This is a genomic window from Massilia sp. X63, from assembly GCF_041023745.1.
Taxonomy (GTDB): domain Bacteria; phylum Pseudomonadota; class Gammaproteobacteria; order Burkholderiales; family Burkholderiaceae_D; genus Telluria.
This window is the reverse complement of the sequence record NZ_JBFTEF010000015.1, coordinates 99,126-112,419: the sequence shown is the minus strand read 5'-3', so window position 1 is coordinate 112,419 and position 13,294 is coordinate 99,126. Positions and strand designations below refer to the sequence as shown.

Sequence of the window (13,294 nt, the reverse complement as noted above, 5' to 3'; positions counted from 1 at the left end):
TGACATGCATATGTCACGCCGGCAGGTCCGCGGGCGTATCGATGTCGCGCAGGATGCCGGGGTCGTCCACCGGCACTTCCTGCACCGGGTGCGCCTGCAGCAGGCGGCGCGCGCCCTGGTCGCCGCCCAGCGCCAGCAAGGCGTCGCGATGGCAGACCGCGAACGCGACCGGATTGCCGCGCCGCCCTTCGTGCACCGGCACGGCGATGCCCGCGCCCGCGCCCACCGCCGCGGCCAGCGCGGCCAGCGTCGATGCCGCGACCCAGGGCATGTCGCCCAGCGCCACCAGCCAGCCCTCGGCCGGCAGCGAATGGCGGACGGCGTGCACCAGCGAGGCGCCCATGCCGGTATCGGCGTCGGGGCACACGGTAATCTCGCAGCCGAGCGCGCGCAGGATCTCCGCCACGCCGCCGTCATCGGGCGGGACGACCGCGACCACACGCGGCACACAGGAGAGAAGCAGGCGGGCGCTGGCGGCGACCACCTGATCGCCGCCGGGCAGCTGCTGGAGCAGCTTGTTGCGGCCGCCCGCGGGATCGAAGCGACGCCCGCGGCCGGCAGCCAGCAGGATGCCGGTCAGGGAAGTGCGCGGCGGCGACATCGCGTCAGGCCGAGGCCAGGTCGAACGGCAGCTTGCGCAGGCGCTTGCCGGTCAGCCGGAACACGGCGTTGGCAAAGGCCGGCGCCAGCGGCGGCAGGCCCGGCTCGCCGATGCCGGTCGGCGGGTCGTCCGAGGGCACGATGTGCACCTCGACCTGCGGCATGTCGGTCATGCGCGCCACCGTGTAGTCGCCGAAGTTCTGCTGCTCCACCACGCCATCCTTGAGCGTGATGCGCGCGCCCGGCAGGGTCATGCCCAGGCCCATCAGCGCGGCGCCCTGGATCTGGGCCTCGATGGTGAGCGGATTGACGGCCAGGTTGCAGTGCACGCCGGCGACCGCGCGGTGCAGCTTCGGCACGCCGTCGACCACCGATGCTTCGACCACGTAAGCGACCACGGTGCCGAAGGACTCATGCACCGCCACGCCCCAGGCGCGGCCTTTCGGCAAGGTCTTCTTGCCGTAGCCGGACCTGGCAACCGCGAGGTCGAGCGCGGCGAGGTGGCGCTTGTGCTTCGGATCGATCAGGCGCTTGCGGTAGGCCACCGGGTCTTCGCCGGCCAGGTGGGCGGCTTCGTCGATCAGGGTCTCCATCACGAAGGCCGTGTGGGTCGAACCGACCGAGCGCCACCACAGCACCGGGACGTTGGCCTTGGCGATGTGCGCGCTCAGGTTCATCGGCACATCGTAGGGCGCGCCCATGCCTTCGACCATGGTGGCGTCCACGCCGTCCTTGATCATGAAGGCCTCGAACGGGGTGCCGGCGGCGATCGACTGGCCGACGATGACGTGATCCCAGCTCAGGATCCTGCCCTTGGCTTCCAGGCCGATCTCGGCGCGGTGCACGTGCGAGGGACGGTAATAGCCGCCCTTGATGTCGTCCTCGCGGCTCCAGACCAGCTTTACCGGTCCGCTGTGGCCGGCCGCCCGCCAGGCCTTGGCGATATGCACCGCCTCGACCACGAAGTCCGAGGTCGGCACGGCGCGCCGTCCGAAACCGCCGCCCGCCATCATGGTGTGCAGGGTCACCTGCGCAGGCTTCAGGCCGGCCGCGGCGGCGGCGGCGGCCTGGTCGCCGGTCTGGAACTGGGAGCCGACCCACAGGCTGCAGCTGTCGTCCTTGAGGTCGACCGTGCAGTTGATCGGCTCCATCGGCGCGTGCGCGAGGTAGGGGAACTCGTAAACCGCCGAGATTTTCCTGGTGGCGCTGCCCGGCGCCGGCGCCTTGGCCTTGCGCGCCACGGCGCCGCGGGTCTTCGACAGGGCGATGAACTCGGCCATCTGCGCCTCGCTGCTCGGCTTGCCGAGGCCATCGAGCTTCCAGTCGACCTGCAACAGGTCGCGGCCCTGCTTTGCGGGCCAGTAGCCGTCGGCGATCACGGCCACGCCGCGCCCGCCGCGGTCGAGCGGCACTTCCAGCACGTCGATCACGCCGCGCACTGCCCTGGCCTTGGCGGCATCGAACTTCGCCACCTTGCCGCCGAAGACCGGCGGGTGGGCCACCACGGCGACGGCCAGCTTGCCGCCTTCCGGCTTGAAGTCGATGCCGAACTGCTGGCGGCCGCTGGACTTGGCGCGGGCATCGAGGCGCCCCGTCGGCTTGCCGATGTAGCGGAACTGCTTCGGCTGCTTCAGCACGACCTCATTCGGCACCGGCAGCTGCATCGCCGCCTCGGCCAGCGAGCCGTAGCTCGCCTTCTGGCCTGCCGGGCCGTGCACCACGCCGCGCGCCGTGCGGCACTGCTCGGGACCGACCTTCCACAGCGCGGCCGCGGCGGCCACCAGCATGCTGCGCGCGGTAGCGCCGATCTGGCGGTAGCGGATGAAGGAATTCGGCACCGAGCTCGAGCCGCCGGTCATCTGCATGCCGAAGCCCGGGTCCTTGTAGACATCGGCCGCCGGCGCGAGCTCGGCGCGCATCTGCGCCCAGTCGGCATCCAGTTCGTCGGCGATCAGCATCGGCAAGGCGGTATGCACGCCCTGGCCGAACTCGAGGCGGTTGACCATGACGGTGACGGTATTGTCCGGCGCCACGCGCAGGAAGGCATTCGGCGCCTCTTGCACCTTGGGAGGAACGCCGGCCTGCGCCAGGCGCCCACCCGCGGGCAGGAAGAAGCCCAGCACCAGTCCGCCCGTGGCGCCGGCGCCCGCTTTCAGGAAAACGCGGCGCGAGGCCAGTCCGGGACCGCCTTCCTTGAGCACAGCCGCAGCTGCGCCATTCAACCATTCGGTACGCATGCCGGCTCCTCAGGCGAGGGTCCTGGCGGCATCCTTGATGGCCGCGCGGATCCGTTGGTAGGTGCCGCAGCGGCAGATGTTGCCGCTCATCGCGTTGTCGATGTCGGCGTCGCTCGGGCGCTGGTTGGTGCGCAGCAGGGCCACGGCGCTCATCACCTGCCCGCTCTGGCAGTAGCCGCATTGCGGCACGTCGTGCTTGACCCAGGCATCCTGCACCGCCTTGCCGACCTTGTCGTTTTCCATCGCTTCGATGGTGGTGATTTTTTGGCCTTGGGCCGCCGCGATCGGGGTGACGCAGGAGCGGATCGGGTTGCCGTCCAGGTGCACGGTACAGGCGCCGCACAGCGCCGCGCCGCAGCCGAACTTGGTGCCGGTCATGTCGAGATGGTCGCGCAGCGCCCAGAGGATGGGCGTGCTCGGGTCGGCGTCGACCTCGAGGTCGCGCCCGTTGATGTTCAAGGTGGCCATGGACTGCTCCCTGTTGGACTAGGTGGTTATTGGTTTTTTGCGAAAAGAGCGCCACCGGCGCTCTTTTATTTACTTGCTTACTTCAGCGACTGCAGCTTGGCTTCCAGCCCCTTCAGGTCGATCGCGCCCGGAATGCGCGAACCGTCGGTAAAGAAGATGGCCGGCGTGCCCTGGATCTTCAGCTTCTGGCCGAGGGCCGCGATCTGGTCGTTCGGCGATTCGCAGGCGGCCGGCGCGGTCGGCGGCAGCTTGCCGTTGATCATCCAGTCGTCCCAGGCCTTGACGCGGTCCGGCGCGCACCAGATGTTCTTCGACTTCACGAACGAATCCTCGGACAGGATGTTGTACATGAAGGTATAGATCGTGACGTTGTCGATTTCCTTGAGCGTGGTCTGGCGCAGGCGCTTGCAGTAGCCGCAGTTCGGATCCTCGAACACGGCGATGACGCGCTTGCCATTGCCCTTGACCTGCTTGAGCGCCATCTCGAGCGGCAGGTCGGAGAACTTGATCTTGTTGATCTCGTCCACGCGGGCGCGGGTCAGGTTGGTCGAGGTCTTGGTGTCGTAGACATGGCCGATGAACAGGTACTCGCCCTTCTTGTCGGTGTACAGGATGTCACCGGCGACACGCACTTCATACAGGCCGCCGTAGGGGGTCTCGCGGACCGATTCGATCTTGGCGCCGCCCAGGCGCGGTTCGAGCGCCTTCTTGATGGTCGCCTCGGTGGTGTTCTGCGCTTCCACGCAGGATGCAAGCAGGCCCGTCGCCAGCAGGACGGCGACCTTCGTTTTCAACATGACAATTCCTTAGAGGGGATCTTGATACTCGGTTACTTGCCCATCGCATGCGCCATCAAGCGGCGCTTTACTGCTGGCAATTTATCGAGCAAGTTTAATCCGAAATTACGGACCACGCGTAGGGGTTCAAGGTTGGCGCCGAACAAACGTTCGAGCCCGTCGGTTGCCCATTGCATGAGCAGCACGTCTTCCTTGCGCTTGCGGGCGTAGCGCGCCAGCACACGCTCGTCGGCGATGCCGCGCCGGTCTTCGCGCTCGCGCAGCACCTGCAGGAGGTCGACGATGTCGCCGAAACCCAGGTTCATGCCGTGGCCGGCCAGCGGGTGGACGGCGTGGGCGGCGTCACCCACCAGGGCGACGCGCGGCGCCACCAGCGAATGCGGGCGCACCAGCGCCAGCGGCACCGCCTTGACCGCTTCCGGCTGCAGGGGGCGCAGGGTGCCGAGTTTTTCGTCCGCGTATTCGGCCAGGCGGATCGCCAGTTCGCCGAGCGACTCTTCCATCACGGTGTCGGCCAGGGTTTCCGGAGCCGACCACACCAGCGAGACGCGCTTGCCCGACAGCGGCAGCAGCGCGATGATGCCGTCGGCGCAGGTAAACCACTGGTAAGCGACGCCGTGGTGCGGCTTGTCGCAGGCAAAATTGGTGACGATGGCGCGCTGGTGGTACATGCGGTAGTCGACGCCGATGTCGCACTGCCCGCGCACCCAGGATTCGCGGCCGTCGGCCCCCACCACCAGTTCGCAGGCGATCTTCGTGCCGTCTTCGAGCACGACCATCGCGCCCTGCTCGCTGCAGCTGAGGTCGCAGGCGCAGCCTGCCACCTGCTGGACGTTGGCGGCGAACTTGAGCGCCGCGTCCAGCGCGCCGTTCAGGTTGCTGTCCTCGACGATCCAGGCCAGCGTGCCGACGTGGGCGCCGAAGGCGTCGAAGCCGAGGTTGCCGCCCTGCTGGCCATCGCCGTGGATGTCCATCGCATCGACCGCCTGCACCCGGGCCAGGTCGAGGGCGCCCCAGACCTTGAGCGAGGCCAGCAGGTCGTGGGCGGTGTGGTTCAGGGCATAGACGCGCACGTCCCAGGGTTTTTCGGCAGCCGAGGAGCTGGGCGTCTCCGGCGCAGGGCGCGCTGGCGGCACCAGGAGGGTGACGCTGTATCCCGACTGGGCGAAACCGAGGGCGGCGGTCTTGGCGATGGCGCCATTGCCGACGATGCAGACGTCGCTGCGGTACTGGGCGGCGATGGTGGTAGTAGTAGTCATGAAACACATTATAGCGAGATGTCAACAGCGTGCTCCACCACTTGTGGCGTGCCGCCGGCCTCGCGATGCGGGGGAACGCGCGCGGGGACTTGCGCGGATGAGAATCGCTGGCTATAATCATGCCTCTCTTGGCCTGGTAGCTCAGTTGGTAGAGCAGAGGATTGAAAATCCTTGTGTCGGTGGTTCGATTCCGCCCCGGGCCACCAAGAATAAGAAAAAACGCCACCTCCGGGTGGCGTTTTTGTTTTCAAAGGTCTCCCATGCATACCCTGCCGCCCTGCCCCCAATGCCGGTCCACCCTCACCTATGAAGACGGTACCGGCCAGTACGTTTGCCCCGAATGCGCCCACGAGTGGCCGGTCCAGGCCGAAGCCGCCGAGGCGGCGCGGGTCTGGCGCGATGCCTCCGGCAACATCCTGCAGGATGGCGACACGGTCACCGTCATCAAGGACCTGAAGCCGAAGGGTTCCGGCGGCGTGATCAAGCAGGGCACCAAGGTCAAGAACATCCGCCTGGTCGACGCCGACCACGATATCGACTGCAAGATCGACGGCTTCGGCGCCATGAGCCTGAAGTCGGAATTCGTGCGCAAGAGCTGAACCACGGCGGGCAGGATGCGATGCAGCCTGCCCGCGACCCTTGCCGCATCGATGCGCGTCCAACGCCCGATTGAGGGCACGCCCCAAGACGACTGGTCTAATTGATGCTATCATCTGCAACATGAATACCGAACAGCACAGCGTGCGCCAGCACATCCTCGTCACCGGCCGCGACATCGTCATGGCCAAGGGTTACTCGGGCGTCGGCCTGAACGAGATCCTGTCCGCCGCCGGCGTACCGAAGGGCTCGTTCTATCACTACTTCAAGTCCAAGGAACTGTTCGGCAAGGCCATGCTCGAAGATTACGTCGATGGCTACCTGGCCGAACTGGACGCCCTGCTCGGCGCCGATGGCAGCGGGCTGGTGCGGCTGATGCGCTATTGGGACAGCTGGCTGGCGCTGAACGACCATGCCTGCGCGGGCAGCAAGTGCTTGGTGGTAAAGTTGAGCGGCGAGGTGGCCGACATGTCGGAAGCCATGCGCGAGGTCCTGCTGCAAGGCACCAATCGCATCGTGCAGCGCCTGGCGGACTGCATTGCCGATGGCGTCGCCGACGGCTCGGTCCGCGCCGGGACCGTGCCGCAACAGGCCGCCCTCGCCCTGTACGGGATGTGGCTGGGCGCGGCATTGCTGACCAAGCTGCGGCGTGAGCCGAGCGCGCTCGAGAACGCGCTGCAGGCGACCCGCGCCATGCTGGAGGCGCCGAACTGAACGGACACGGCGGCCGCGCGCCGCCTTTTTTTCACGCAGATGCTAGACGACCAGTCTAATATCCGCATGGCAATATTTACAAGAGAGGACCACGACATGCCCCAAGACCGCAACCGCAACCGCCGCTTCGTGTTGCAGCAACGCCCGCACGGCGCCCCCGACGCCAACACCTTCCGCCTGGAAGAGCAGCCGGTGCCCGTTCCGCAGGAAGGCCAGGTATTGCTGCGTACCTTGTTCCTGTCGCTCGACCCCTACATGCGCGGGCGCATCAGCGACGCCCCCTCGTATGCCGCGCCGGTCGAGCTCGGCGCCACCATGGTCGGCGGCACCGTGTCGCGCGTCGAAGCTTCGCGCAACCCCGACTTTCCGGTTGGCCAACTGGTGCTGGGCTATGGCGGCTGGCAGGATTACGCCCTCTCCGACGGCACCGGCCTGAACAAGCTGGGCGGCGACGTCGCCCAGTCCTCGCGCGCCCTCGGCGTGCTGGGCATGCCGGGCTTTACCGCCTACATGGGCCTGCTCGACATCGGCCAGCCGAAAGCCGGCGAGACCGTGGTGGTGGCGGCCGCCAGCGGCGCAGTCGGTTCGCTGGTCGGGCAGATCGCGAAGATCAAGGGTGCGCGCGCAATCGGCATCGCCGGCGGCGCCGAGAAATGCCGCTACGTGGTCGAGGAACTCGGCTTCGACGCCTGCATCGACCACCGCGCCCCCGATTTCGCCCAGCAGCTGGCGCAGGCCTGCCCGGACGGCATCGACGTGTATTTCGAGAACGTCGGTGGGGCCGTGTTCGACGCCGTACTGCCACTCCTGAACAGCAAGGCCCGCATTCCGGTGTGCGGCATGATCGCCGACTACAACGCCACTTCCCTGCCCCCCGGCCCCGACCGTCTGGGCCTGCTGGCGCGCACCATCCTGACCAAGCGCATCCGCATGCAGGGTTTCATCATCTTCGACGACTACGGCCATCGCTACGGCGAGTTCTTCAAGGAGATGAGCGCCTGGCTCGCCGAAGGCAAGATCAAGTTCCGCGAAGACATCGTCGATGGCCTGGAAAATGCCCCGCAAGCCTTCTCCGGCCTGCTCGAAGGGAAGAACTTCGGCAAGCTGGTCATCCGCGTCGCCCAAGATTGATTCATCACTGAAAGGAAGCAAACATGAAAAAGATTCTGATGGTACTGACCTCGCATGACCAACTCGGCGACACCGGCAAGAAAACCGGCTTCTGGCTGGAGGAATTCGCCGCGCCGTACTACGCGCTCAAGGATGCCGGCGCCGCCGTCACCGTGGTCTCGCCGGCCGGCGGCCGACCGCCGCTCGACCCCAAGAGCGACGAGCCGGATGCGCAGACCGACGCCACCCGCCGCTTCAAGGCCGATGCCGACGCCCAGGCCGTGCTGGCCTCGACCGGCAAGCTGTCCGAGGTGAAGGCGGACGACTTCGACGCCGTGTTCTACCCGGGCGGCCACGGCCCGCTGTGGGACCTGGCCGAGGACAAGGATTCGATCGCCCTGATCGAGGCGATGATGGCGGCCGGCAAGCCGGTCGGCGCCGTGTGCCACGCGCCGGGCGTGCTGCGCCACGTGAAGGCGGCTGACGGCAGCCCGGTGGTGAAGGGCAAGAAGGTGACCGGCTTCACCAACACCGAGGAAGAAGGCGTCGGCCTGACGAAGGTGGTGCCCTTCCTGGTCGAGGACATGCTGAAGGCGAATGGTGGCAGCTACGAGCGCGGCGCCGACTGGCAATCGTATGTGGTCACGGACGGCAAGCTGGTCACCGGCCAGAACCCGGCCTCGTCGGAAGCAGGCGCGCAAGCCCTGCTGAAGCTGCTGGGCTGAGCGGTTCAGCCGGCCGGCGGCGCCGGATCCATCGGCGCCGCCGGCCGGCGCCGCCATTTGCGCAGGCCCAGCACGATAAAGGCAAGGGTCAGCGCCGCCAGCACCAGCATCTCCTGGCCCACCTCGGCGAATGAAGCCCCCATCTGGTTGGTGGCGATGAAGCCCTGGATCCCCGCGGTCGAGGGCAGCAGCCAGCGCAGGGCCTGCAGCGGCAGCGGCAAGACCTGCGCCGGCCAGGCCAGGCCGGCCAGGAACAGCACCGGCATCGAGCTGGCCACCAGCAGCTGCACGCTGCGCTCGCGGGTGCGGAAGAACAGCCCCATGTAGATGCCGAGCGCCGCCACGCAGGCGCTGTACAGCAGGGTCAGCGCCAGGCTGGCGCCCGGATTGCCGCCGCGCGGATAATCCTGGAACCAGAACACGAAGCCGAAGAACCAGGCCGCATTCAGCACCACCACCAGCGAAAACGCGGCCAGCGCGCCGGCATATGCGGCGCCGCGCGGCGCATACGGAAAGCTACCCTCGCTGGTCCAGCTGCCGAACAGCAGGCCGATCCCCAGCAGGAAGGTCTGCTGCATCAGCAGCACCACCACTCCCGGCACGATGTAAGAGGCATAGCCCTCGCGCACGTTGAACATCGGCAGCGCTTCGACCGATACCGGCTGGCGCTGGGCCTCGGCCTGGGCCGCGGAGGGCGTGGCCGCGCCCAGGCGCTTGATTTCGACCCCGGCCGACAGCGTGCCCACCACTTCGGCCAGGCCGTTCAGGACCACCTTGTTCAGCAGCGGATAGGCGCCGAGTCCCCCAAGCTCCACTTCCGGCTGCCTGCCGGCCAGGATCTTGCGGCTGAAATCCGCGGGAATGATCATGACGCCGGCGGCCTCGCCGCGCCAGATCCAGTCCTGCGCCTGCTCGGGGCGGGTGGTGACGCCGGCCACCGCCAGGCCCGGATGGGCGCCGGTCCAGCGCACCAGCTGGCGCGACAGCGCAGAATTGTCCTGGTCGACGATCGCCACCGGCACCCGGCGCACCGTCTCGCCACTGTAGGGCAAGGGATAGAAAAAGGAATAGATGACCGAGGAGATAAAGAACAGCAGCAGCGCCGCCTTGTCGCCCAGGATCGCGCGCCAGGTCTGCCCCCAGGCTTGCAGGGCGGCGTCCAGCGCCTTCATGTCCGGCCCCAGCTGTCGGGCTGGCGCACGCGCGTGCGCAGGCGCAGGTAGGCGGCGGCCCCGAAGCCGGCCGTGAACAGGGCCAGCGCGCCCAGGGCGCCGAGACCGTAACGCAGCGGCGCGCCGCCCAGCCAGGTGTTGTTCACCAGTCCCAGGAAGTGGGTCAGCGGCAGCGCCTCGGCCCAGGCCCGCGCCGCGCCCGGCATCGCCTGCATCGGGAAGCCCTGGCCGGAAAAGGCGAAGGCCGGCGCCGTGATGAAGGCGCAGGCCGACAGCGCCGCGCGCAGCGAACCGCTCCAGGCGACCAGGCAGGCCCCCAGCGCCAGGTAGGCGCTCACCATCAGGATCGCGCCGAGCGCCATCGCCGGGAAGCTGCCCAGCACCGGCCAGCCGAGCAGTGCGCCGAAGGCCAGCGTCACCAGCGCCGCCTGCAGCAGGAACACGCCGAACGGGATCGCCAGCTTGGCCAGCAGCGCGATCCCGAGGCGGCCGTCGGCGGCGGCCAGCCAGTCCGGCACGGTGGCGTTGCGCAGCTCGCGTCCGACCGCGGTGAGCGCCGCCAGCGCCACGAAGATGTGCAGCAGGCTCCACACCGCCGGCAGCGCCAGCGCGGGCACCATGCTGCCGCTTTCGTTGAACAGCCCCACCGGGCGGATGGCCACCGGCTCGATCTGCTGCATGGCCTGCAGGCCGGCGCTGCCGCGCCTGGTGCGGCCCTGCAGCTCGGCGCCGGCCGACAGGGTCGCCACCACCGCGCGCACGTCGCGGGTCATGGCGCCCGTGTGCGAGGGGTACTGGGCGTTGTAGGCCCAGCCCAGGGTGACGTGCTCGCCGCGCGACAGGCGTTCGCCCATGTGCGCCGGAATCGAGACGATGCCGAACACGCGCCCGGCGCGCAAGGCATCCAGCGCCTCGGCGTCGCTGGACACGGACAAGGGCCGCAGGCCGGGCGACTGGTCGAGCATGCGCAGCAGGCCGCGCGATTGCGCCGACCGGTCGAGGTCGCGCACCGCCAGTGGCAGCTCGCGCGCGATCCCGGCCGAGAAGATCCACCAGGTCAGCAGGTATAGAAGCAGCGGGATCCAGCCCAGCATGGCCAGGTCCCAGCGGTCCGCGCGCAGGCGCGCCCACTCGCGCGCGAGCGAGGCCGACCAGGGCGAGGACGCGGCGGCTGGCATGGTCTTGCGCTCAGCGCTCGAACACCACCGTCATGCCCGGCCGCAGGCCCGGCACCGCCGCGGTCGGCCGCAGCCGCACCTCGAAGGTGCGCAGGTCGGTGCCGCCGGGGCGCGCCGCGCGCCAGGTGGCGAAGGCCGGCAGCGCCGACACCGCCGTCACCTTGAAGCGGGCGCTCGTCTTCAGGGCCGGAATGCTGGCCTCGTGCAGGCTGTCCTTGGCGAAGGGCTTGAACATGTCCTCGCGCACCGCCAGCACCACCCAGATGTCGTTCAGGTCGACCAGGGTCACCACCGGGAAGCCTTGCGGCGCCAGCTCGCCGGCCTGGATCGCCAGCTTGCTTACCTCGCCGGCGGCCGGCGCCACGATGCGGGTCTCGGCCAGCGCCGCGTCGGCCTCGGCCACCACGCCGTCGACCTGGCGCGCCTGGGCCTGGGCGGCGTCCTTGTCCTCTTTGCGCGCGCCCTGGCGCGCCAGCTCGTACTGGGCGCGCGCGGCGCGCGCCAGCTCGCGCGCGGAGCGCGCCTGGGCCCGGGCTTCGTCGCCCTTCTGGCGCGCCAGCACGCCTTCGGCCACCATCGCCGCCAGCCGCTCGTGCGTCACCTCGGCCAGGCGGGCGCCGGCTTCGGCACGCTCCCAGTTGGCGCGCGCAGCGGCAATCTCTTCGGGGCGCGCCCCGGCCTGCGCTTTCTGCGCGACCGCGCCGGCGGCCTCGCGCGCGGCCTGCGCCTGGACCAGCTTGGCGCGCACTTCCGGGCTGTCCAGCTCGAACAGCAACTGGCCGCGGTTCACCGCCTGGCCCAGCGCCACGTGGACTTGTCCGACCCGGCCAGGCAGCTTCGACGCGACGTTGATTTCCTGCGCTTCGACCTGGCCCTGCAGCGCATCCGGCACCGGCTGCAGCGAACGGTACAAACCCCAGCCCAGCAGGCCGAGCAGGAGGATGCCGGCGGCCCCGGCCAGCGCGCGTTTGCGGTGTGCGTTTGCCATGTTCTTCATTCCTTGTCCAACTCGACCACGTAGGTCGCGCCGCGCGCATGCTCGGCCAGACGCTCGGGCATGCCGGCGGTGCCGAGCAGGCGCGCCAGCGCCAGCACGTAGTCATGGGCGGCCTGGGCCCGCTCGAGGGCGGTCTTGGTCAGGTTCAGCGAAGCGTCGCTGACGTCGGCGGTGGCGGCCTGGCCATTCTTGAACGAGACCTGGGCCAGGCGCAGGGTTTCCTGGGCCAGCTCGATCGCCGACCCCATTGCCAGGTAACGCTGGCGGGCATCCTCCATCGCGCGCCACTGGCTCTCGGCCAGGGTCGGGATGTCGCGCCCGGCCTGCTCGGCGGCCACCTCGACGCGCTGCTGCTCGAGGCGGGCCGCGGCGCCCAGCCTGGCGCGGTCGATGCGGTCGACCAGGGGCACGCTCAGGGCCACCCCCACCAGCCAGTTGGCGCGCGCCGTGCCGCCGCGGTTCAGGTTGTAGTTGGCGACCCCGATCACGGTGGGGCTGAAGGCCTGGCCCTGCAGCTTGAGACTGGCGGCCGCCTGCCGGCGCTTGCTCGCGATCTGCTTCCAGGCCGCGTTCGAGGCCAGCGCCGCATCGACGAAGGACGCCAGCGAGCCGACCGCGCGCTCGTGCACGAACAAGGGCGTGGCCGGCACCACCTCCTGCTCTTCGGCCAGCAGGCGGCGCAGCGCCAGTCCGGCCACTTCCAGGTCGCTGGCGGCCTTGGCGGCTTCGCGCTGCGCATTGTCGACCGCGACGTCGGCCTTCAGGCGCTCGACTTTCGCGATCAAGCCGGTGCGCTCGAGCTTGCGCGCCATTTGCTGGTGCTCGCGGGCCACCTTCACGGCGGCGGCGCGCAGCCGGCTGGCCTTGCGCGCCAGCTGCACATCGAAATAGCGCTGCGCCAGCTGCAGCGCGGCCTCGTCCTGCGCGCTTTGCAGCGCGGCGCCGGCTTCGTCGGCGCGGCCCGCGGCCACCTCCTTCAGCGCCTGCAGGCGGCCGCCGGTATAGAGCGGCCAGACCGACCCCAGGCCCAGCGAACGGACATTGACGACGCGCTGCGCCTCGATGGTGTCGGGGATCTCGGGCAAGCTCAGGCCCGGCAGCGGCGGCAACAGCTCCAGCACCGGCGCCAGGCCCGGCTCCAACGCCTGCGTGATGCGGCTGGTGTCGACGCTGAGCGCGGTCGAGACGCGCCCGACGAAGCCGTTCAGGCGCAGGTCCGGGGCGTCGATGCGGCGCAGGGCCTGGGCCTGCAATTGCCTGGCGCGGTAGTCGAGGTCGGCACCCTGCACCGCGCCGGCGCGCTGGTTCAGCCGTTGCAATGCCTGGCCATATTCGAGAGGCGTGCCGTCCTGGGCCGGCGCCGGCGCGGCGACGAGCAATGCCGCCGCCGCGCCGGCCAGCATGAAGATACGAGGCATGGTCGGCTTCACCCGCCCTCCC

The 13,294-nt window shown here is 69.2% G+C and carries 13 protein-coding genes and 1 tRNA gene; 5 read left to right on the top strand and 9 right to left on the bottom strand.

Features of this window, described 5'->3' with window-relative positions:
* Window positions 1–13 precede the first annotated feature (13 nt).
* The 5 genes from AB3347_RS22505 to AB3347_RS22485 form a co-directional block, all read right to left on the bottom strand.
* Complete coding sequence (locus AB3347_RS22505) at window positions 14–601, bottom strand: NTP transferase domain-containing protein (protein WP_369093946.1); 588 nt, start codon at window positions 599–601, stop codon at window positions 14–16.
* A gap of 4 nt (window positions 602–605) precedes the next feature.
* On the bottom strand, window positions 606–2,837 hold the full coding sequence (locus tag AB3347_RS22500; protein ID WP_369093945.1) for a molybdopterin cofactor-binding domain-containing protein: 2,232 nt from the start codon (window positions 2,835–2,837) through the stop codon (window positions 606–608).
* Between the two features lie 9 nt (window positions 2,838–2,846).
* Complete coding sequence (locus tag AB3347_RS22495) at window positions 2,847–3,305, bottom strand: (2Fe-2S)-binding protein (RefSeq protein WP_369093944.1); 459 nt, start codon at window positions 3,303–3,305, stop codon at window positions 2,847–2,849.
* A gap of 77 nt (window positions 3,306–3,382) precedes the next feature.
* Window positions 3,383–4,102 (bottom strand): DsbC family protein, encoded by a 720-nt coding sequence (locus AB3347_RS22490; RefSeq protein ID WP_369093943.1) that lies wholly within the window; start codon window positions 4,100–4,102, stop codon window positions 3,383–3,385.
* Between the two features lie 32 nt (window positions 4,103–4,134).
* Window positions 4,135–5,361, bottom strand: a complete 1,227-nt coding sequence (locus AB3347_RS22485; protein WP_369093942.1) for an FAD-dependent monooxygenase — start codon at window positions 5,359–5,361, stop codon at window positions 4,135–4,137.
* Window positions 5,362–5,491: 130 nt separating this feature from the next.
* Here AB3347_RS22485 and AB3347_RS22480 point away from each other — a divergent pair.
* The 5 genes from AB3347_RS22480 (at window position 5,492) to AB3347_RS22460 (ending at window position 8,507) form a co-directional block, all read left to right on the top strand.
* Window positions 5,492–5,567: transfer RNA gene (locus AB3347_RS22480), tRNA-Phe, on the top strand.
* Between the two features lie 54 nt (window positions 5,568–5,621).
* Window positions 5,622–5,960, top strand: coding sequence for a zinc ribbon domain-containing protein YjdM (locus AB3347_RS22475; protein WP_369093941.1), 339 nt, complete (start codon window positions 5,622–5,624; stop codon window positions 5,958–5,960).
* A 121-nt stretch (window positions 5,961–6,081) separates the two neighbouring features.
* A complete protein-coding gene (locus AB3347_RS22470) occupies window positions 6,082–6,672 on the top strand; it encodes a TetR/AcrR family transcriptional regulator (protein ID WP_369093940.1) in 591 nt (196 codons plus the stop codon).
* Between the two features lie 96 nt (window positions 6,673–6,768).
* The gene (locus AB3347_RS22465) at window positions 6,769–7,803 is read left to right on the top strand and encodes an NADP-dependent oxidoreductase (RefSeq protein WP_369093939.1); all 1,035 of its coding nucleotides are present in this window, start codon (window positions 6,769–6,771) and stop codon (window positions 7,801–7,803) included.
* A gap of 23 nt (window positions 7,804–7,826) precedes the next feature.
* A complete protein-coding gene (locus AB3347_RS22460) occupies window positions 7,827–8,507 on the top strand; it encodes a type 1 glutamine amidotransferase domain-containing protein (protein ID WP_369093938.1) in 681 nt (226 codons plus the stop codon).
* 5 nt (window positions 8,508–8,512) lie between these two features.
* Here AB3347_RS22460 and AB3347_RS22455 read toward each other — a convergent pair whose 3' ends face one another.
* Genes AB3347_RS22455 through AB3347_RS22440 form a run of 4 tightly spaced genes read right to left on the bottom strand, consistent with a single transcriptional unit; the run spans window position 8,513 to window position 13,272 of the window.
* Window positions 8,513–9,679, bottom strand: coding sequence for an ABC transporter permease (locus tag AB3347_RS22455; RefSeq protein WP_369093937.1), 1,167 nt, complete (start codon window positions 9,677–9,679; stop codon window positions 8,513–8,515).
* On the bottom strand, window positions 9,676–10,857 hold the full coding sequence (locus tag AB3347_RS22450; RefSeq protein WP_369093936.1) for an ABC transporter permease: 1,182 nt from the start codon (window positions 10,855–10,857) through the stop codon (window positions 9,676–9,678). The genes AB3347_RS22455 and AB3347_RS22450 overlap by 4 nt, the downstream gene beginning before the upstream one ends.
* A gap of 10 nt (window positions 10,858–10,867) precedes the next feature.
* The gene (locus AB3347_RS22445) at window positions 10,868–11,845 is read right to left on the bottom strand and encodes an HlyD family secretion protein (RefSeq protein WP_369093935.1); all 978 of its coding nucleotides are present in this window, start codon (window positions 11,843–11,845) and stop codon (window positions 10,868–10,870) included.
* Window positions 11,846–11,850: 5 nt separating this feature from the next.
* Entirely contained in the window at window positions 11,851–13,272 is a 1,422-nt protein-coding gene (locus AB3347_RS22440; RefSeq protein ID WP_369093934.1) for a TolC family protein, read from the bottom strand.
* Window positions 13,273–13,294: the final 22 nt, after the last annotated feature.